15 protein-coding genes are annotated in these 20,384 nt (G+C 38.2%); 1 reads left to right on the top strand and 14 read right to left on the bottom strand.

Annotated features, from left to right (window positions below; all coding sequences use genetic code 11):
* Nucleotides 1-76: 76 nt before the first annotated feature.
* Nucleotides 77-796: a DNA alkylation repair protein gene (locus IGI37_RS18755; protein WP_438763721.1), complete on the bottom strand. Its 720-nt coding sequence runs from the start codon at nucleotides 794-796 to the stop codon at nucleotides 77-79.
* Nucleotides 793-1,203 (bottom strand): polyketide cyclase, encoded by a 411-nt coding sequence (locus IGI37_RS18750; protein WP_438763720.1) that lies wholly within the window; start codon nucleotides 1,201-1,203, stop codon nucleotides 793-795. The genes IGI37_RS18755 and IGI37_RS18750 overlap by 4 nt, the downstream gene beginning before the upstream one ends.
* A 228-nt stretch (nucleotides 1,204-1,431) precedes the next feature.
* On the opposite strand from IGI37_RS18750, the gene IGI37_RS18745 reads away from it, so the two are divergent.
* Nucleotides 1,432-2,523, top strand: a complete 1,092-nt coding sequence (locus IGI37_RS18745) for an acyltransferase family protein (RefSeq protein WP_438763719.1) — start codon at nucleotides 1,432-1,434, stop codon at nucleotides 2,521-2,523.
* A 308-nt stretch (nucleotides 2,524-2,831) separates the two neighbouring features.
* Here the strand turns inward: IGI37_RS18745 and IGI37_RS18740 are convergent, their stop codons facing one another.
* The 12 genes from IGI37_RS18740 to IGI37_RS18685 all read right to left on the bottom strand — a co-directional run bounded on the left by IGI37_RS18740 (nucleotide 2,832) and on the right by IGI37_RS18685 (nucleotide 20,266).
* Nucleotides 2,832-3,890 (bottom strand): IS30 family transposase, encoded by a 1,059-nt coding sequence (locus tag IGI37_RS18740; protein ID WP_438763718.1) that lies wholly within the window; start codon nucleotides 3,888-3,890, stop codon nucleotides 2,832-2,834.
* Between the two features lie 77 nt (nucleotides 3,891-3,967).
* A complete protein-coding gene (locus tag IGI37_RS18735) occupies nucleotides 3,968-4,594 on the bottom strand; it encodes a CPBP family intramembrane glutamic endopeptidase (protein ID WP_438763717.1) in 627 nt (208 codons plus the stop codon).
* 225 nt (nucleotides 4,595-4,819) lie between these two features.
* Nucleotides 4,820-5,338 (bottom strand): TetR/AcrR family transcriptional regulator, encoded by a 519-nt coding sequence (locus IGI37_RS18730; RefSeq protein WP_438763716.1) that lies wholly within the window; start codon nucleotides 5,336-5,338, stop codon nucleotides 4,820-4,822.
* Nucleotides 5,335-5,700 carry a DUF7006 family protein gene (locus IGI37_RS18725; protein WP_438763715.1) on the bottom strand — a complete coding sequence of 122 codons (366 nt, stop codon included), beginning with the start codon at nucleotides 5,698-5,700 and terminating at the stop codon, nucleotides 5,335-5,337. Before IGI37_RS18725 ends, IGI37_RS18730 begins: the two co-directional genes overlap by 4 nt.
* Nucleotides 5,701-5,792: 92 nt before the next feature.
* Nucleotides 5,793-6,467, bottom strand: a complete 675-nt coding sequence (locus IGI37_RS18720; protein ID WP_438763714.1) for a CpsD/CapB family tyrosine-protein kinase — start codon at nucleotides 6,465-6,467, stop codon at nucleotides 5,793-5,795.
* The gene (locus IGI37_RS18715; RefSeq protein ID WP_438763713.1) at nucleotides 6,464-7,729 is read right to left on the bottom strand and encodes a hypothetical protein; all 1,266 of its coding nucleotides are present in this window, start codon (nucleotides 7,727-7,729) and stop codon (nucleotides 6,464-6,466) included. Before IGI37_RS18715 ends, IGI37_RS18720 begins: the two co-directional genes overlap by 4 nt.
* Nucleotides 7,729-8,475, bottom strand: a complete 747-nt coding sequence (locus IGI37_RS18710; RefSeq protein ID WP_438763712.1) for a hypothetical protein — start codon at nucleotides 8,473-8,475, stop codon at nucleotides 7,729-7,731. The genes IGI37_RS18715 and IGI37_RS18710 overlap by 1 nt, the downstream gene beginning before the upstream one ends.
* 15 nt (nucleotides 8,476-8,490) lie before the next feature.
* Nucleotides 8,491-8,979, bottom strand: coding sequence for a signal peptidase I (gene lepB / locus IGI37_RS18705; RefSeq protein WP_438763711.1), 489 nt, complete (start codon nucleotides 8,977-8,979; stop codon nucleotides 8,491-8,493).
* A gap of 49 nt (nucleotides 8,980-9,028) precedes the next feature.
* Nucleotides 9,029-10,801 (bottom strand): class C sortase, encoded by a 1,773-nt coding sequence (locus IGI37_RS18700; protein ID WP_438763710.1) that lies wholly within the window; start codon nucleotides 10,799-10,801, stop codon nucleotides 9,029-9,031.
* Nucleotides 10,802-10,882: 81 nt separating this feature from the next.
* On the bottom strand, nucleotides 10,883-11,566 hold the full coding sequence (locus tag IGI37_RS18695; protein WP_438763709.1) for a pilin N-terminal domain-containing protein: 684 nt from the start codon (nucleotides 11,564-11,566) through the stop codon (nucleotides 10,883-10,885).
* 1 nt (nucleotide 11,567) lies between these two features.
* Nucleotides 11,568-18,518, bottom strand: a complete 6,951-nt coding sequence (locus IGI37_RS18690; RefSeq protein WP_438763708.1) for a SpaA isopeptide-forming pilin-related protein — start codon at nucleotides 18,516-18,518, stop codon at nucleotides 11,568-11,570.
* Nucleotides 18,519-18,547: 29 nt separating this feature from the next.
* Nucleotides 18,548-20,266: a SpaH/EbpB family LPXTG-anchored major pilin gene (locus tag IGI37_RS18685; RefSeq protein ID WP_438763707.1), complete on the bottom strand. Its 1,719-nt coding sequence runs from the start codon at nucleotides 20,264-20,266 to the stop codon at nucleotides 18,548-18,550.
* Nucleotides 20,267-20,384: the final 118 nt, after the last annotated feature.

Here is a 20,384-nt window from a genome sequence, read left to right as displayed (position 1 = left end):
GAGTTTCACCAAAACTCTAGGATAACTGGCTATTTCAAAGCCAATTTTCCTAGGGTTTTGTTCTGTAGTTGGTTATTTATTGGGCGACTTCTTTCCCCATTTTCGATTTATTCGATATTAAACGAGACCGTCCTGGAGCTTGAACGAGTGTCTCTAATTCTTTTAATGCATCCTTACCAATCCATTGACCGACAGAAGAATCACTTCCCCTCAGTCTCATAGCCAATTCGATACTAGCTTCTTTTGCTGCTTCATTTGTTTTTCCTAATTCTCTAATCGCCCAGGAAATCGCCTTTTTCACCAACAGTCGCTCATCCTCAAAGTGTTGTTCTATAAGAGATAGGTACGTGACAATTTCCTGATGCGACAACTCGGCGTGCACAGAGGTACTCGCTAATAATACAAAGGCTGCCCGTTTATAATACAGCGTCTCTTTTTCAATCCATTGTCGAACATACTGATCATAACCAGGATGTTTAATCACCAACGTCTTACACAACAAATCACACAAGTCCCACGAAACCACGCCACTCATAAAATACTCAATATCTTCTTGCGTACAAATTTTTATAGGAAACGCCAAGATTGCCAAAATCTTGCACTCATGATAATTAGTCTCCCATAACTCTTTAAGAAACGCACTTTCTTTTGGCAGTTTTCTAGCTAATTTGCGTAACTCCGTCGTGGGCACACCTATCGTATTTTCTTCTGGAATCCCCAGTTTGATAATATTCTTCTTATACTTATCCGAAGAAATATCTGCTAGATAGGCCACGATTTCGGCAGTTGTATTCATCGACGTTCAACCTCCTTCTCTAAATCAACCATGTACTTCATTTGAATTTTTTTCAAATTCATCATAACAAACGAAACCAAATAAATAAGTGAGTTCTTAAAATCCAGAATCTCCGTAAAAACAAGTTGCGTCTTCTCCGGAGTAAGCTCGATAAATTCTCCAATCCACTCACCTGTAAACATTGGATTTTCCATCTCAAAAACATATCGTTTATTTTCAATCTTTTCTTTAATTGTAAAATCTGTATGTCCATTAGGTAGATAATATTCTCTAAATTTCTGCTCCGAAAGTAATTCTATTTTATCGATATCGCTTCGCCAAGTATACTCCGCGTTATTGGTCACTACCGACCAAATCACTTCAACAGGATTATGTATTTCATAAACAATTTTTGATGTTCTCTTCATAACTAGCCCCTTTCTTTTAAATAACTATTGTACTATTATTCACAATAGAATAAAAGAATTTCCCAAACTAACAACTAAATTTTATATTCTAGTCATCCACATCATTTGACGTAAAGCCATTTTATTTTTCGTGGTATCCTTTATCTGTTTAACTCAAATTCGCCCTTCTCTAATTAGCTCTGATACTTTATACTTAGATTCTAGCGGTATAACAAAAGGAGAAGTTATTTGAAAAAAAATTATCCACTCTTAGACATTTATAAATATCTAGCCTCTATCTCAGTCATCCTTGTTCATTGTGGCCGACTAGTCGATAATGAGCTCCTGCACTATTTTTTTAAAAGCACATTTGCTCGGTTAGCAGTCCCACTGTTTATTCTTTCTAGTAGTTACTTTATCAGAAAAAAAATGAACGAAAACCCACAGGCACCCTGGGAGTTTATGCGTAAACAAGGAAAATCTTACTTATTTTGGAGTACCCTTTATCTTCCTTATGGTATATATTTTTTGACTACATTAGGAATTCCTTATGAATATTATCCCATTGGTCTCCTTGTTGCCTTGGTTTACTTTGGAACCTGTTATCATTTGTGGTATTTTCCGGCCTTATTTGTCGGCCTATCTTTGACTAACTTTTTGATAAAAAAGATTAACTATGTTGGACTATTAATTATTGCGTTTCTCTTTTTCAGCCTAGGTGCGACCGAAACATACTCCTCTTTTTTAAGTTCGCACGCAGTGGGCGACTTTTATACTCAAGTGAAGACCTTTATCATGACCAATAGAAACGGCTTATTTTATAGCTTTATCTTTTCTTCGCTTGGTTACTTAATTGCTGATTATGACCATAAAAAATTTATGTGCACCTATCTTAAGACTAAACTCTGTTTGGCTATTTTCTTACTAGTTGGCGAATCCTGGCTTATATTTTATAACCAAGGAGACGATAAGAACTTTTTATTCTCCTCCCTTCCATTGGTTACGTTTTTATTTCTCTATGTCATTCATTCAAATGTTTTACAGCATCATGATTTTTCTACCCTACGGCTGTACAGTAAATACCTATTTTTCTTACATCCAATATTTTTGGAAATCAGTAAAGCGTACCTTCTTCACTATAAGATAAACGTTCGTGGTATCGTCCTATTTTTTATCACGTATTTATTGACGACACTCTTCACGGCGTTGCTGATTTTTAGCAAAAAATCATTGCGTCGCATAAGTATGCAGACGTTTTCTCTAGCTGATTCTTCTAACATAGACAAAACAAATGATCCTTCTTTTATTTGGCGTTTTCTTCTCCGTTATCTTAACGCTTGATCAATCAATTTTATCCAACCTGTACATATATAGCCCCTCCCCCTACTCAGCCTCTGAAACGTTTTAACCTCAGAGGCTGAAGACTTAAGGATTTGCCAAGACCTTTTTACAAAATCGTAAATAAATCAAACCCCAAATTTCAAGAACAACTTAGCCACTTTTCGAAATGAGTGAAAAATATCTGTTATTTCTATGTTCCGCTGTTGATTTGATAGTGAGTTGGTGTGTGGTAGTCTGACTAGGAGACAGTCTGGCTTCCGCCAGACTTCCCAGACGTTAAGCCACATGCCAAGAGGCTCACTGTCAAATCAACTCACAGCTATGCAAACCTCTTGTTCAAATTGCTGTCTGGGTGTTTGGTACCCTAAAATTTTTCTGGGTAAGTCATTCATGCCATCTTCTATCCGCTGAATATCTTTACGACTATACTTCTCTAAGCTCTCATACTTCGGGATTTTACGCCGAATCATGCGGTTATGATTCTCATTCGTCCCGCGCTCGCAGGAAGTATAAGGATGCGTGAAATAGACTTCGCAGTACTCCTTTAATGTGTCTGCTAATGAAGCGAACTCGGAACCATTGTCTGAAGTAACTGTTTTGAAGATTCGTTTGAAGCTGCGGCAACCATATTCTTTGATTAGCTGTCGAATACCATAAGCCACTGAATCTGCGTCTTTACTGTCGATGAGCCGGATAATCTCAAAACGACTTTTTCGCTCAGTCAATGTAAGCAGCGTTGTTTCACAACCACCACGCTTTCCAATGACTGTATCAATTTCAAAATGACCAAACTCTTGACGATCTTCAATGTGAATAGGGCGCTCTTCAATACTCCGACCCAGTACTTTCTTGTTTTTACGGATATGTTTCTTCGGCCGTTTTCGGCTGACCTGACAGTTTAAGTCGATGTTTCTGATTTCTAAAAGCTGAGTATCAATGTACTTGTATAGAGTTGTGGTACAGACCATCTCTTCAGGAGAAAACAATCCGGTACGTTTGGCTGTCCCAACAACGACATCTGGGGCATAATCTGCTGTTTTGAACAGCGTAACGAAATAAGCCAGAAATGAGCGTACTTGGGCAAATTTACAGGGACGATGACACTTCTGACGCTTTTTTTCATAGCAGTTCTGAGCGAATTCAGGATCGTACTTCATAGAGAAGTATTTGATTCCATTGACCTTGCGTACCTGTTCAACTTTCCCACGAGCAAGTTCGTTACTGATGGTTTGACGCTTAACGCCGATTCGACGAGCGATTTCACCATGAGAAAGCCCTTCTTCTTGCCAGCCGGCGATTTTCCCTCGTTCAATGGCAGTTAGGTGTTTTCCCTTTCTGCGATCTGTAGTAGAATGGATATAAGTCATAGTGAAAAATCTCCTTATTGATTGGTGTCGGAACCTCAATAATACACGATTTTTCACTATGATGCTTTTTATTTTGGCTAGTGGCTAACTTGATTATAAAATTTGCGAAATAAATCAAACAAAGCCGAGATAAAATTGGCGATTCCGTGTAAACACCAACTCGGAATAATTGAACCTCCTGCATATCGTTCATTTAGATACCCATTGACCCAACCGATCGTTCCCGTGAACAAAGTCACAAGAACAGCTACACCTATTCCTGAGATAGCGAGTAACATTGCCCCATGCAAATAACCAAAAATTAATGCCTGGATACTATTTCCTATGTAAAAAGAAAATTTACGGCTCAAAACCTTACCCAGAAACCCTCGAAAAAACAATTCTTCTGATAGTCCCGTTTTTATAAACGAAAAAATCAAGGCGGGTAAAAGCCCCTCAAATCTTTTCCCTGCAAACCTTTGTGAAGCTAGCTGAACCGTATTAGGAATCACTGAATCGACATACCAAGACATCACTGTAAAAATTAAAATAGTAACAACAAAAAGAACGCATAACCGTTTCTTATTTGACACAATCGGTTTCTTAAGTCCTACCCATTGAAAAAAATGCCACCTCTTTCTATGGAAAAGCCCCCACCAAATAAATGGAAGACTTGTAAAAACTAGTAGGTTCATTCCTGCGTTAAGTAGCTCTTCAATAACCATAGACCACACTCCTCTGATTAAAAATGACATTTGTTCGACAATTATAGCAAACTCCATCCGAGAAAACTCTTAACTCTTTCTTAATTCTGCTCCGTCTAGTCCTTTTTCTTAATCAAATCATTGAAAAATCATCTCTTTTAAAGTTCTACCTGTTCAAACAAACTATCCACCAATTTTGTTGTCAAATCAGTGGACAGGTTCCTAAAGCTTTTATCACATAATTAACTACTCAGTCAAAACACCATAAATTTTCTGTATTTGATTATAAACACTTTGAACTAACTCCTCTTCCTCAGGGTACACCTTCATGTTCAAACAAGCCGTTAATGCACCCAAAATATGTCCATATGCCAAAGCATAACTCTTATGCGCCCACTTTTCATCCTTTACCCCATCAAGAAACAATTGATAGAAAAAACACTGTGTCTGTTCAAACGTTTCTCTGTCTGTTATCAAAGAAAGATAAACAACCGTATCCTCTCTCAAAAAAGCTGAGAGATTTTCGATATAGGCGCCTAATGAATCATTTTGTGAAAACCAAGTATTTCGTATATTAGAAAATATTAATTGTAGTACTGCTTCCTTTAATTCATCCATATTTCTAAACGCGATATAAATTGGCTGTGTCGATATTCCAATTTCTCTTGATACCGACCGAGCGGACAACTGGCTTACTCCATGCTTAATCGCTAGCTTATAAGCACCTTCTAAAATAACTGCTGCCGTATATTGAGTCTCTCTCATTTGTTTTCTCCTCGGGTATCCAGTTGTTTTAATATCAACGGCTGAGGAATAGTTGAACGATGGACAGACAGACTCTCTTGATAAAATCGTGAAGCATCTGTTTTTACAATTTGAACAATTTTTTCTTCCGTGCAATTATATAACGATTGGTCTAGCCAAAAGAAAAAGAGAATCTGTAGCTTGGCATCTACTAATAACACTTTTTGAATGCTGATTAAGTAATCCTCTGTTAAAAAATCAGATAAAATCTGTTGAAATTCACACTTCAATTGTTCATAATAATTCTGTAAATACCGTCGATTTTGGGTATGAGAAGCCCTTCTCAATACCCTGTCATATCCTTCAAAATAGGTTACAGTCATCTTTTTCTCTCTATTAGGTATTTCCTGTGTATGCATAGTTATCAAACTTCTCCTTTCACGTCACCCACTCTGTCTAGTATTTTTTTATCTTCTTAAAAATAGTTATAGCCTGAATCTACCATGTGTGTGGCCTCATTGTAGACGACCCCTAAAATAGTTGCTGAAACCATTAAGAGTAACTCTTTTGTTTGTCGTAAAGCCTCTTTTTTTGATTTTCCTTCTCGAACCACCAATACAACGCCATCTGTCTTCGCTGCTAATACTTGCGCATCAGTCACTGCCGTAACAGGGGGTGAATCAAATAAAATATAATCATAGTGTTGTTCAACCTCCTTGATTAACTGACTCATTCGCTCTGACCCCAACAGCTCTGAAGGATTCACGGGTCTTGGACCACTTGTGACAATGCTCAAGTGTTTCACCGCCGTTTGCTGAGCTACCTCTGACAGGCTTCTCTCTGTACGTAATAACGTACTTAGCCCTTTAGCATTATTCGAGCCAAATGTGCGATTAACGGTTGGTCTTCTCAAATCAGCATCTACTAATAACACTTTTTTTCCTGCTTTCGCAAACATTACTGCAAGATTCGCCGAAACAGTTGATTTTCCTTCTCCAGGACCTGCAGAAGTAATCAATATTGTTTGCGTTTTCTCAGATATGTATTGAAGATTTGTCCGAATGGTCCGAAACTGTTCCGTCAGTGGAGAAAACGGGTCCTTTAACGTAATTAATTGGATTTCTGACATCTGTAGCTTCTTCTGATTCATTGGTCGCCTTCCTTGTTTGAAAGACTCCCTCCTTCCATTAATTGATGACTTCTCTTTTGTATTTCTTCATAAATAGCGACCACATTTTTACGCGATTCAGCCACTTCAACAGAAATTTTTTTTGCATGAGTTCCAATAGCTTCGACCGACAACTCAGCAGAATTTATCAAATTTTTAGCTTCAACTTGCGCTTCATCGAGCATATTTTTGGCTTGTTTTTTAGCTACAACCAAAACTTCTCCTATCTCCTGTTGTAAATATTTGACCTCTTTTTTTAATTTGCTATTTTGCTCCATAAGCTCCTGAATTTGTTGATTTGCTTGAATTAGCTCATCATCTTTTCTATCTAACGAGACAAAAGGAGAAGCCTGTTCCATTTTCATTTGTTCTTTTTCTTGTTGTAGAACATTCTGAAGCTTTGTTTCAAAAATCTGTAATGTTTCTTGTGTTTGAACTAATTCTAACTGCACTTGATGTAACGTTTGTTCAATGGTATTTTTTTCCTGTTTTAATTGAACTGCTTGTTCTGCAGCGAAAAGCTGTTCCTTCTCCAATTGCTGAGTGGTTTGTTCTAGTTGAGTAGTCAGCTGTTTGTTAGCGCGCTCGATGGTCGCTTTTTCTTTCTTCAATTGAAGCAACACCCTTTTTATTCGTTCCATTTCCGGTTCTGTAGCCAATTGTTGTTTTTCTTGCTCATTAGTTTGTTGCGCCTTTTGTTTGTCTGTTAATTGCTGGATTGTCTGCTTAAGCTGATTACACTCTTCTTTTAAAGATGTAAGTCTTTTTTCGTTTTGTATCTCTTGTTCCGCCCCTATTTTCTTTAACTGTGTTCGTGCATCCTTTTGCTGTTCACGAGCTTGAGCGAGCTCTTTTGTCAATCTTGTAATGGTCTCCTCAGCTTCATTCTGAAGAAAAGCAAGTGTCTCTGGTGAAACCCACTCTTTTTTCACACGTATCTGTTCCAGCAGCTTCTCATGTTCCCCCTGTAACTGTGTCCACTCCCTATTCATTTTTTCAAATTCTTCAGTTTTTGTCTGCCACTGTGCACGCTCAGATTCTTGTTGTTCACGTAATTGTTTATTTTCTTTTTTTATTCGTATTAACTGTCTTTTCAATCCCTCAAAAGACTCTTCCTTCGATTTTCGCCTCACCTGAGAGGCAACCATATCATCACTTATCTCTCTAGGTTCTTTTTCTGTTTCATTGATTTCCGCTAAAATACTTTTATTAAAAAACCAACCATCTTTTTTCTCTTCTGCCATTAGCCCTTTCCTTTCTCCATCCGTTTTTCTGTATCAACTTGTTTAACAAAATCATTGTTCTCACGCACATAAATTCGTGAATATTCATTTGTTTTATCCTTGCTAACTACTTGAAACTGAACTTGTCCGACTTCCTTTACCTCCTTGAGCTCATCTACCAATGTATCCATATTTTTTCTAAGCAAATCTTTTTGATTCAAGTCATCATCCATCTGAATAGCTAGCGTTACCTCTTTTAAACTAGTATCGATAGAAAAGATAGTAACTACCTGACCAAAATAAGGAAGCAATTTTTTATCAAACAATTGTTCCATCTCACTTAAAGTTTTTCGTTGATTTTTTTCTAAAAATAGCTTTTTCCAAGCTTCATTTTTGAACCCTAGCCCCTCAAATGGATAGCTCGCTCGTTCTTGGCTCTGATAAAAGTATGCCTGTTTCTCCTTCAACTTATTTAGCTCTTCTTTTATACGAATATTCTCCGAGGATAGTTGAGATGTACTTCTTTCCAGTTGGAAGATGCTGTACGTCATCAATCCTAAAAAAAATGAGAGAAAAATCCCCCAATAAATGAGTACCTTGATGTGTTTGGTAGTTTCTCTTTGCTGGATACGTCGAAGTTTTTTTTGAAGAGTCGGGGAAAGGGTTCTTTTTAATTGATTTAGTTGTAGCTGAACAAGCCAGCGGTACCCTAATAAAATAAGTAATCCTATTAACCCCATGGCAACAAGCCAATTCATCCAAATCATATTTTTCCTCTTTTCCTAATTGTTTATAAAACGAATACTTCCTTCAATTTCCCCTTTTTGTACCCAGCCAAATGTCCGGCTATCTTTAGAAACAGCCAAATGATCCCCTAAAACAAAGTAACAATCTTCTGGAATTTCTGTAAGTGCTTGCCAATCTGTAGCAACAGATTCCGTCAATTCTACACTATAAGTCGTATTAAAGGGACTCTCTGTATCCAAATTAATCACTAATCGCGTTCCAGAAACAAATAACCTATCACCAGGTAAACCAATCACTCGTTTCACAAACAGGTTTTTCTCTCCTTCAACAGAAAAGCCAATGACAGAATAGCGTGTAATCGGCTCTTGTTTATCAATCAATACTTGAGCACCATCTACGAGACTAGGCTCCATTGATGTTCCTGAAACGGAGTGAAGCAGATAACGGCTGTAACAATTTTTTAACCCACTAATTAAGAGAATGAACACCAATAATCCAGCACCCCATCGACACGCTTGCTTCACTTATTGCCCCCCTTTTATCGAGCATACATTAGAGAAAACCTGCTCATTTTTATCGAATAAAATTTAAAAACAAGATGGGCATCAAAAAGAGTAGGAACAAGGGTACTATGGTTTGCATGGGTTCAGAAATAATTTTTGCGGACAAATTCATGCTCGTTTTATCAAAGGCTGATACGGGATTATTTGAGATCAATTCGCTGGTTACTTTCCCCTGAAATCGTTCCAATCCTAACTCCTTTAACAATGAATCATTTGCGGTTTTTAATGGCTGAATCGTACTCAATTCCCCCTGAACCACCCGTCGATAAATCGTACCGATATCTCCTTCACAGCGTAATAGTGTCAAAATAGCCTGTCTACTTGTAGGTTCTTTTTCAATATATGAAACCTCTGTATCCTCGATAATCTTATTCACCGTTACTTTATAAACGTACACATCTTTAAAGTCAGTTGTATAAATTTTCTCTCCCTCTTTTAATTCTTTTATTCGATGCAATAGCACATCCTTATCAAAAATATTATGAGCAAGAAGAACATAATTTCCTTTGCCTAATTGTTGATTCATCCGATACGTCGCTGCACCAGACAACAAATTTTCATTTGCAAGGCCTGCCAGTATAGGCAGATCAATGTTAACTTTAGGAATGACCAACTTCCCAATTCCCCAATTGTTCGTTGTTTGTTGGAAAGTTGTTTTAGCATCCGCATAATTAGCAACATTAACACTAGCAATTTGTTTTTCTTCATAATTTGCTCGATTTATTTTATCCAGATTATATTGACTGACCTCTTCCCCTAGCCCAATATTAATTGGTTTCATGTCTGTTTCTTCTTGCATATGGGCATACCCGTATACAGCCACACCTAATACGGTTACCATAGCAATAAACAAAAGAATAAATATCGCTTTTGTTACCGTAAACAATCGTTTCAAATTTTTGCGTCCTTTTGCAGAAATAAACGGGTCCTCTGATCGAAATTTTTTGACTTGTCGACGATACATCCCCATTAATAGCAGAAACAGGCTAAGATTTACGCCTAAAGTCAAAAGAACAACCGTTTGATAGCTCCATAAATTTCGTTTTACAACTTTTTTGTTCAGCGCCTCTTCATAAGGAATTCGGTGTCCGGTTACTAACAAACGGTATGTATTAATTCCCGGGGGAGTACACGTCAATAACGTAACCGTATCTTTTCCTTGAATCACTTTTACTTTATCTACTTCACTGGGTAAGACCTCCTCAAAAGACTCCATCTCGTAGGCTAATCGTTTCCCCAAAATATTGATAAAAAAGAGGTCTCCTTCTGTTAGATTTTTGATGTCCGTAAACAACACTTGATTCTGTACACCGCTATGTCCTGTAATCACTGAACGTGTATTTTTCCCTCCTACAGGAATAGATGAGGGCTCAAAATGTCCTAGGCCTTTATCTAACGTTTGATACGAAGTGCCATGATAAAAAGGTAAAGACTGAATAGCCAATGAAGGAATATCAATTGTCCCCATAACTGTTCCTTCATTAGCAATTGACTTATAAATGACCGGCTCAGGAGTCTGTCCTAGCTGTTTTTTATAAATGTAGTCATTATAGCGCTGGGCTAACCTAATCTGTCTTTCCAATTCCTCTTCTGATAGCTTTTTCATTGATTCATCATATTGCGAAACCGCCTCACTGCGCTCTCGATTAGCCAAATAATTACCGACAATCGGATACAACAGAATCAGCGTTCCTACTAAGATCATGAAGCAAGCAAAAAGCATCAAAAAGGAGGTTTTTGTCTTCCTCGTCTTTTTCTTTTTTACCAAGCGTGCTTTCTTCATGAATAAATGACCTCTCTTCTCAACTCAAACTATTGAATGAGAAAGAGCAACTCTTAAACCTAAGAGTTACTCTTTCCTCTATTAATGCGGAAATTTTTTTCGTTTCATAGATACTAACCCAATCAATCCCATTGAAAGGATCAAGAGACTAATCCATACAAATGGGTTATAGTCTCCAATGTTCCCACTCGTTTGTGGTAATCGAGTGGCTTGGTTCTTGCGCCCATTCTCTTTTTCAATAATGTCTTTAGCTGTCACGACACTGGACTTGGGGTACAGATAGACTTCTGATAATGCAGCTTTCCCATTTGGCTGCGGAAGAGGCAATTCTAAAATTACCGGTTCCATGATGTTCTTCAAAAGCCCCTCTTTTGGTTTCTCCGTCACTCGGTACATCCCTTGTGCTAATCCTGTAATATGCGCTTGTCCAGTCGAGTCAGTCGTTAGAGTAGTCGAAAAAGCTTCCACTCCCTCAACAACTTGAAACCCTGTCCCCTCAGAGAGTGGCGTTACTCGAACGACCTCATAGTGAACGCCAGCAAGCGGTGCTAACGCCTTACCTTTCGTATCTGTTACTATTTCTGCCTTAGAACCATCTTGTGGTAACTCTTTAGACAATACGGTAGAATCATCTAACTTGTACTTTTGAACGAAAATACTATATCCATCTCCATCCTTTGCATAAACAGATAGTGGACTAAAGAAATAGAGACTCATCATGAACAATGAAAGAATCGATAAACCTATCCGTCGTTTACTTTTCATGTTAGTGTTCTCCTTTCTTTCTTGGCGCTCGGTAATATCCATAAACACCAATAAAACCAATCACTAGAATCGTTCCAGAAACAAGCAAGAAGAGTTGTATAGGATCATTGCCACCGGTATAAGGCAACATCGTTTTTTTATCATCTTCTTGATAGACTACAACTTGGCTATTTCCTTCATCAATCGTAAAAGGAATTGGTTCCTTCACGAGTTCATACCCCACAGGTGCTTTTGTTTCAATCAAAGTGTAATTTCCTGGAAAAAGTGGTTCATATGTGAACCATCCTGTTTTATCGGTCAAACCTGAACCTAACTTTTTACCGACATTTCCTTCATGAACATCAAACGCTGCATCGGCTAAAGGAGCCCCTTTCGCTTTTTCTGCATCACTTAGCGTGCCATCTTTATTGGCATCTGGGGCACTTCCTGTCTCAAATTTGTATAAACGAAGTTTGGATGGTCGAATTAAGCCGATATTCACATCTGTCACATGATAGATTGAATCTTTAACTGTGATTTTACTTGGTAATTCATTTAACAGTGGTTGATTATAGGCATCTGTTTTATTGGTAGTTGGATCTGCTTTCGAGTTCTTCGTTGGGTCTGTCCCAACTTTTTTTGCAGTTACTTTGACTTTCTTTTGAACAACTAAGTCTCCAATCGTAAATTCTGCCAAATACTCGCCTTCTGGAAGGTTTCTAAAGAGGTACTTTCCATTTCCATCAGTTTTTATTAGAGAATTTCCATAGCTATCAACAAACAACTCACCTGTTAGACTCTGTTTTACCAATTGATTCTTGTATCCAGAGTTAGCTACACTCGTTCGATAGAGCTTAATGGGAATATCTTTGGCATAAGCTTCCGGAAGACCACTCTTCAATAACCCAATCAGCCCATCATTTTTATCGTCGTACCAAGCCACACCAGAAAGATCACGACCATAAACAGTAGTCGTTACAATATTAGAACGTAGAGGTGCATTAGCGCCTCCGTTAATTCCATCATTAACGCTCGCATCATTTTTGATTAATTCCCCCGCTTTTTGATTAGTTGGTTTCAGCTTGACAGTTAAGACAATACTTGCGCCAGCCTCTAAACTAGGCTGAGAAATCAAGAAAGCTTTCGCATCCTTAATATTCGCTACAGGTGTTGTCCCAGGTGTATAAGCTGTCCACGCAGGTTTGGTATTAGGATCCATTTTTTCATTGATTGTTCCGGTTGCAGCCGCATTGGTGTACGTAATTTTCGCATTAGCTCCAACAACGCTTGCTTCTGTTACAGTGTATATCCCTGTTAAATTCGTCCCTCTAGAATCGTTCTTATATGGTAGATAATCCAGCAATTCCACGTTTGGAACGCTTGCTGTTCCGGTATTTTTAACAGTCACTTTATACGTGAGAATGTTATTGACACCACCTGTTATCGATGGGTCAATATCGCCTACTTCAATTGCCGGTTTATCAACGGTTTTAGTAATCGTTAAACTAGACTTCAAACGAATCACACCTAAATGGACATTTTCCACATGGAAAATTTTGTCACTAGTCGTCAGTTTTGTTGGCAGACTACTTAATATCGGTTCTTCATAAGCAGGCGTTCGATATGTGGTGGCATTGGCTTTTGAATTGCTTTTATCATTCGCTGCGCCACCCTTTCTAAATTCTGTGACTGAAAACTCTTTCGCTGTCACCCTATCTCCAATAACAAACTCTGCGACGTAATTTCCCTCAGGTAAGTTTTTAAATTTATACGATCCATCAGCACCCGTTTTTATTTTTGAAGTGGTTCCATCTGCTTCTAGGAACGCTTCTCCAGTTAGACTCTGCTTAACTAAGACATTGACATGAGTTGGCGTAGAGATGCTTGTTCGATATAATTTCACAGGAACATTGGTCAATTTCTGCTCAGCACTGCCCATTAAACCATCTTTATTCTCGTCATACCAAGCCACTCCTGAGAAATCACGACCATAAACAGTAGTCGTTACAATATTAGATCGTAGAGGTACATTAGCGCCTCCGTTAATTCCGTCATTGACGCTCGCATCATTTTTGATTAATTCCCCCGCTTTTTGATTGGTTGGTTTCAGCTTGACAGTTAAGACAATACTTGCGCCAGCCTCTAAACTAGGCTGAGAAATCAAGAAAGCTTTCGCATCCTTAATATTCGCTACAGGTGTTGTCCCAGGTGTATAAGCTGTCCACGTAGGCTTGGTATTAGGATTCATTTTTTCATTGACCGTTCCGGTTGCAGCCGCATTGGTGTAGGTAATTTTCGCATTAGCTCCAGCAACGCTCGCTTCCGTTACAGTGTAGCTTCCTGTTAAATTGGTCCCTCTAGAATCGTTCTTATATGGTAGATAATCTAGTAATTCCACGTTTGGAACGCGTGTTGTTCCGGTATTTTTAACAGTCACTTTGTACGTGAGAATGTTATTAACACCACCCGTTATTGACGGGTCAGTATCACCTACTTCAATTGCCGGTTTATCAACGGTTTTAGTAATCGTTAAACTAGATTTCAGGCGAATCACACCTAAATGAACATTTTCTACATGGAAAGTTTTGTCACTAGTCGTCAGTTTTGCTGGCAGACTACTTAATATCGGTGCTTCATAAGCTGGTGTTCGATACGTAGTGACGTTAGCTTTTGAATTGATTTTGTCATTCGCTGCGCCACCTTTTCTAAACTCTGTAACTGTAAATTCTTTTGCCGTTACCTTATCTCCAATGACAAACTCCGCAACATAATTTCCTTCAGGAAGATTCGCAAATTTATAGTTTCCATTTGCATCTGTTTTTGTCATCACATTCCCTGATAAATCTATAAATTTTTCACCCGTTAGACTTTCTTCTACCAATTGATTCGCATAGCTTGGTTTCACAAGACTAGTTCGATAAAGTTTCACAGGTACATTGGCCATTCTAGCTTCATCAGTTCCTAATAAGCCATCCTTATTGTCGTCATACCAGGCAATCCCCGAAAAATCTCGACCAAAAACTTTTGTTGAAACAGTTTGTGACTTAACCGGTAAGTTTAAGGATGAATTCATATTGGCATTATTCACTAAAATATCGCCAGCTTTTTGACCAGAAGGTTTGATTTTAATGGTTAGCACAAGCTCTTCTCCAACCCCTAATGACTTCATAACCACTCTTACTGACTTGGCATCTTTAATTGCAGTACTTGATGTACCTCCTAGAGACGATGAATGCTTAATCCATTCAGGTCCAATAGCGGCATTTGGATTCGCTATAGCATTTTCATCGGTAACAGTATTTGAATAATAGATATCCGCTCCCATATACATATTGGTCTCAATTGATTGGACAGTATAACTTCCTCTATACTTTGTTCCTCGAGAATCATTATTATAAGGAAGAATATCGAGTAAGTTTACATTTGTCATTGCTGAGGCACTTTCATTCTTTAATTTCACTTTATAGGTAATATCGTTATTGATTAATGTCGGATCGACATCCCCAACTTCGATAAGGGTTTTATCTACAGTTTTATCAATAGTCACTTGTTGAATAAGCTGTACAATAAATAAATCTGTTGACGAACGAATTCGCTCTTCAGAAGTATCTTTGACTGTTGGTGAGCCGTTCACCCACATCTCTCCAACTGTTTTTGCCTCTAAGTTTGCTGTATAGCCCGTATCTTTAAATGACAATTTCTTATAATCAATAGACGCAGAAAAATTAACCTCCACACCAATATTTAAAGTAATTTTACTAAAACTCCAACGTAAGTTTGTGCTCCCATCAGCGTTTGTCGTTATGGTAGGATTGGGCAGCACTTTTCCATAAGCATCCTTTGCTGATCCAGACTTATAGGTAATTCCCTTTGGCAGCTTTGTCGTTAAAGTACTGTCGTAATCGATTCCTTTCGTCCCAGTAGTAACACCGGTCGCTTTTATTTTTATTTCATCAGCTACCTGATAAACAGGTCGTTCTACTTCTGTCTTTGTAGTAATATAAAATTTTTGGATATAGGCTGTCGTTCCATAATGATTCCAATATGGAAAAGGAACAGAGATTGCCTTTCCATTTGCATCATAAATTGTTGGAAGATACTTATTATTTCCATTTACAGTTTCTGACGCAGGATCAAGTAAAAGCTCGCCGCTCGAATTAAGAAAGTTAGAGCTTTCCATCAAGACAATTGATTTGCCATTAGGGGTTTTATCCCCAGGATTACCAATAACAATCGCTGGAATCCTTGGGTAATGGGTTACATCAGCCGAAATCGACCCTAAAGTTCTAAGTGTTAAGATAGATTCAACTGCCGCGATTGGTCCGACCTTCAGTGCTAATTCAGGGGTTTCATACCATGTGTAATAATCCCAGTTTTTTGGTAATGTTGTGATATTCATCGTGTATGCTGATGTTTGAGTAATATTTTTAGCAACGCCATATTTAAATTTCCTTGACTCAACAGCTGTTTCTGGAACAGAGGTAATAGAGGCTGACTCTCGACTAGTATCATATTTAATAACACTAGGATCCCACATCAAGAGACTCTTAAATTGTTTTACACTATGGTTAGATGTCACATCAAAAGCACTGAGATAGATACTATCTCCTTGGTTCAGTCGAGCATTCCCGAAATTCATAGTCGGATGAGGTTCATTCAAATCAAGTTTATTCAAATCAAGATTCACTACATTTTGGGGTGTCCCATCAAGTGACTTAGTAAATATAGGGCCACTTGCATAGGTTCCTCCTGTTGTAACGACTGTTGGGTAAGAGATACTGGTATCATTTGCTGTGGTCTTACCATCATAGCTGACTGAATCAATATACAGAGTAATATCATATCGACTCCAACCATTTGATTTAGCAATCTTATCGGTAGGGCCACCATCCCAAGCAAAGATAACCTCTTGACTAGAGAAACTCTTTGCCGTTGCAGATTGTGTCCTATCCCCCGTCATATTATAAGTATACGGATTAACCACCCCAGCATATCCTGAGTTGCTAAATGGTGTACCACCTGCTTTAGTCGTTTTCCCTCCTGTAAAAGTGCCTGAATTATAAACCCCAATCGATGACAACTCTCCAGTTGGTTGAGAGGTATACACTTTTTTAGTGTTCCCATTAGGTACACTTAAAGGTTGAGTATACTTGCTTATATCTAATCCAGCATTTTTAGTCCATGTAACCGACGAGCGATTTTTTACTGCCGGTGCAAATCCAAAACAGTCATAAGCTTCATATTGGTTAGCTGACATAGTATAAGTTTTGCTATCTTTTTGGTAAGTTCCCTTTTGTTTAACAGTATATGAGATGGTCCCTTTTGGAAAAGTTGAACCTCTATAGTCTCCGGTTGCTCTTCCAGAGATTGGTTTTAAGGTTGCCACAATCCCCATATCATATCCATTAATCATTTTAAAACTCGCATCAATTCCTAAAGAAGTACTAGGACGGCGTTCTCCTGAAACCATAGTGACGCCAACAGAGGGTGTAGCAGAAACCAGTGTCACTGGTGTTGCGAGTTTAGGTAACTCTTTTGTCGTATAGACTTTATTAAAGGTTTCTTTTTTCCCAGTCTCTACATTTGTTGCATCTACAATTTCTAGTTTTATTGTAGGCTGGATCTGCTTGTTATTTTCAGCACCATAGACACTTAAAATAATTGGTACAAAAACTTGACCAGAGCCACTAATCACCGACTCCATTGTCCCTTCTGAATATTGCGAGCCATCTGTATTCGAAATATATCGCCCATTAGAAATTTCACCATTGTGCTTAGGTATACCTGAACTCATCTCTAATGCATTGGGCATGGTGCCGGTTACTCGATATCGAATGTCTTTGTAGTGATCATTCAAAGCGGTATTCTGTATTGAAAATGAAACTAGATAACTAATTTGATCAAAAGAACGTACCTTGTTATTTGTAGCAGAAGAGTCATACCCTGCCGCATCAGAGCTATCGAATCCTTCTGTTCCTGTTCTAGTTGATAAAACAACATCTTTCACAATTATCGAAGCGAGTGCTGTAGGTATTTGTTTTTTTGCTTGGTCTTTTTCCTCAATAAATTTTGGAGCCAATAAAGAATCAGTAGCATCATACTCTGCATCAAATAGCTCATCAATACTCTTGTTCGTACTTTCAGTCTTTACAGAATGAATGCCTTCTTTTTTTGATGCACTAACATCAGATTTCTTTTCCCCAATCGATTTTTCTACCAAACCAGATACAGCTGTCTTGTTTTCTTTTTCAACATTCTCTGTCTGTTTGTTTGGTAACACTGAATTAGAAGTTTGACTACCTGTATTGTTTTCTTCTATGGCAATAGGTTCATCAGTTTTAAAAGTAAATAGTTTTTGTTGTGCTTTCTCATTTTCAACTTCTTTCACAATTACTTGTTCCGTCTTTTTTGAAGTTCGTTGTAAATGTAGTAAGGTAGCTTTTCCCTTTTTCAATTGAAAATAGGTCCCTGCGTCAGATCCTTTTTTTATTTGATAAATAACAGACTTTTTACTCTGTGACTTTTCCGTACTTGAAGAAATAGAAGGTTTGTTGATCGTTTCCTCCATCGAAGATTTTGTCGAGTCAGTAGTCTCTGTTTGTTTTTCATCAGACGAACTTAGAATCGATTCCTCTGTGGACTGTTGCACCACTTCCAGCAACTCTGGGTATGTAATTGCCTCAGTTTGTGTTTCTTCCTCAGTTTCTAGTTGATTAACTTCATAATTCTCACTAGCTGGAAGCTTTAGCCAACGGTCTTCCTTGCCTATTAATTCTAGTTGAACTTTCTCTTCGTCGATAAGCGTATCGGTCAAAGAGACTGTTTCCCCATTAATCTTTACCTGTGCAAAGAGTTGCTCAGAATCATCTGCTTTCAACACATTTCCTCTAGGAATAGTAAAAACTATCCCTAGAAGGAAGACAACTGGAAGAAGAACGGTGACTACCTGCTGGATTCGTTTTGTTTTATGCATTGTCGGGCCATCCTTTCATTCCATTTGAATTATACTTGACGACGTTTCTTATCAACTGTAATCGCAACTGTACCAATTGTAATCGCTCCTAAAGCAATCGCAACTAACAACGTTGTTCCTTGCCCCCCAGTAAATGGTAGGTCTGTTTTTGGTTTATCAACGATGTCCAATTCAACTAGCTCATCTTTTTCCGTGGTTAAATTAACCGTTACACTAACGGGTGCTTTAAGTAATTCATATCCTTTTGGTGCTTTTGTTTCAACTACCCAGTATTTACGGCTGACTTCTTCGTTTTGAACAAAACCGTCCTTATTCTCATCCTTCCAATCAAGAGCTAAGCCATCAAATTGAGCACGTCCTTTAGCATCTGATTTTGCTACTAAGAAATGAACACCATCTGGTAATGTCGCGCCTTTAGCATAGGCTTTTCCATCACTTGCAATGAATTTTTCGGCTTCTGCATCCTCTAGTGTGAAAGCAATCATAAATTCTGCATCTGCTAAAACAGCTTTTGTATCTTCCGCTGTTTTCTCAATATCAAATCCACCTGTGTAGTATTTCGGCTTTTCCTCAGTCGGAGGCGTCACTGCTTTTGGTTTTTGCCCTGGAATTTGATAGTTGATGGTAAAGTTATTATCCAAAATGCCGTTCCAATTTTCTTTTACCGTCGTTGTTAATACTGTACGAATATCAGTAAAGCCATTTGATGCTGTGCCAACTTTTACTAATCCCGCTTCAGTCAAGGTTGTTTTTAGTGTATTCGTAGCCTCATCAAAGCTTACAGTGTAGTCTGTTGACTCTAAATCTGTCCAAGTTCCTGCTTCTCCTGCCTTCACTTGAACCTTAGCGCTATCCTTTTTATAAATTAGTTGATTATCTAGTTGATCAGTCATTGAGAAGTTTGGCTGTAATAGACCTGTAGCATCACGAATAACGATTGGTTGACCTTTTTTCATGTTGTATGTGCCATTAATCTTTCCTTCTGCATCATACACGTCAATTGCACCGTCTTGGGCAGCGACTTGCCATAAACCGGCAGGGACTTTGGCCGCTAATTCCCATTGAAATTCTTGTCCAGCATGAACCGAATCCCCTTTTAAATCATTGATAGTTTTATCTGGATTGACTAAACTTTCCAAGATATTTTTTGGCTGTACTTGAACGTCATAAATCAATGAACTGTGATCTGTACGACTCGTTTGTGGAACATAAACGAAAAACGGATCAGCAGGTGTTTCTACTTTTTTTCCATCCGTTTTAGAAAGATCTGTGCGATCATCCGCCAACTCAGTGATTAAGTAAATCCCGTCATTTGTCCGACCAATTCCTAAATCAATGCTTGCTTTTCCATTAACATCAGTTGTGATGATTTTTTCTGAAAATGTATCATCAATGGTGTAATCTGTTCCTACAACTTGTTTTTTTGGATCCGTTAATGAAGCTTTCCCTTCAACTGGTTTAACACGTTGTACTTTAAATTTAATCCCTTGAATGACATCTTTATCAACGCTTGGATCAAACGTTCCTGTTCCACGCTCTCCTAATTCAGAAGCATCACGAACTTGATATTTCCAAATAGAGATGGAACGCTTTGATGTTGTATCCGCTGTTGGATTTGCGCTAGTGACTTGGCCCACTTCTTCAGCTTGCGTAACCAACGCTTGCCCAAATGGTAATGTCCCTACTGCTGTAAATAGTGTTGCTGCCACTGTTACTTGTGCTAAAACACGCTTTTTATTAAATTTCATTTTCTTACTCCTCTTTTTTATTTTTACGTACGCTTCTGATCTGAGTCGCTTCTCCCATTTATCAGAACGATTCGTATTTCTTCTTCAACCTTCGTTGGCAACAAGCCAACTCGTTTTA

Origin of the sequence: Enterococcus sp. AZ194 (assembly GCF_051713825.1) — a bacterium.
In the GTDB taxonomy this organism is placed as follows: Bacteria; Bacillota; Bacilli; order Lactobacillales; family Enterococcaceae; genus Enterococcus_K.
This window is presented reverse-complemented; position numbering and strand designations above follow the sequence as displayed.

Excerpts from the sequence above, each read along its gene's own strand:
- IGI37_RS18700 (WP_438763710.1), bottom strand. The coding sequence starts at position 10,801 with ATGAAGAAAGCACGCTTGGTAAAAAAGAAAAAGACGAGGAAGACAAAA.
- IGI37_RS18695 (WP_438763709.1), bottom strand. The coding sequence starts at position 11,566 with ATGAAAAGTAAACGACGGATAGGTTTATCGATTCTTTCATTGTTCATG.
- IGI37_RS18715 (WP_438763713.1), bottom strand. The coding sequence starts at position 7,729 with ATGGCAGAAGAGAAAAAAGATGGTTGGTTTTTTAATAAAAGTATTTTA.
- IGI37_RS18720 (WP_438763714.1), bottom strand. The coding sequence starts at position 6,467 with ATGAATCAGAAGAAGCTACAGATGTCAGAAATCCAATTAATTACGTTA.
- IGI37_RS18755 (WP_438763721.1), bottom strand. The coding sequence starts at position 796 with ATGAATACAACTGCCGAAATCGTGGCCTATCTAGCAGATATTTCTTCG.
- IGI37_RS18710 (WP_438763712.1), bottom strand. The coding sequence starts at position 8,475 with ATGATTTGGATGAATTGGCTTGTTGCCATGGGGTTAATAGGATTACTT.
- IGI37_RS18730 (WP_438763716.1), bottom strand. The coding sequence starts at position 5,338 with ATGAGAGAGACTCAATATACGGCAGCAGTTATTTTAGAAGGTGCTTAT.
- IGI37_RS18750 (WP_438763720.1), bottom strand. The coding sequence starts at position 1,203 with ATGAAGAGAACATCAAAAATTGTTTATGAAATACATAATCCTGTTGAA.
- IGI37_RS18735 (WP_438763717.1), bottom strand. The coding sequence starts at position 4,594 with ATGGTTATTGAAGAGCTACTTAACGCAGGAATGAACCTACTAGTTTTT.
- IGI37_RS18725 (WP_438763715.1), bottom strand. The coding sequence starts at position 5,700 with ATGACTGTAACCTATTTTGAAGGATATGACAGGGTATTGAGAAGGGCT.
- IGI37_RS18690 (WP_438763708.1), bottom strand. The coding sequence starts at position 18,518 with ATGCATAAAACAAAACGAATCCAGCAGGTAGTCACCGTTCTTCTTCCA.
- IGI37_RS18740 (WP_438763718.1), bottom strand. The coding sequence starts at position 3,890 with ATGACTTATATCCATTCTACTACAGATCGCAGAAAGGGAAAACACCTA.
- IGI37_RS18685 (WP_438763707.1), bottom strand. The coding sequence starts at position 20,266 with ATGAAATTTAATAAAAAGCGTGTTTTAGCACAAGTAACAGTGGCAGCA.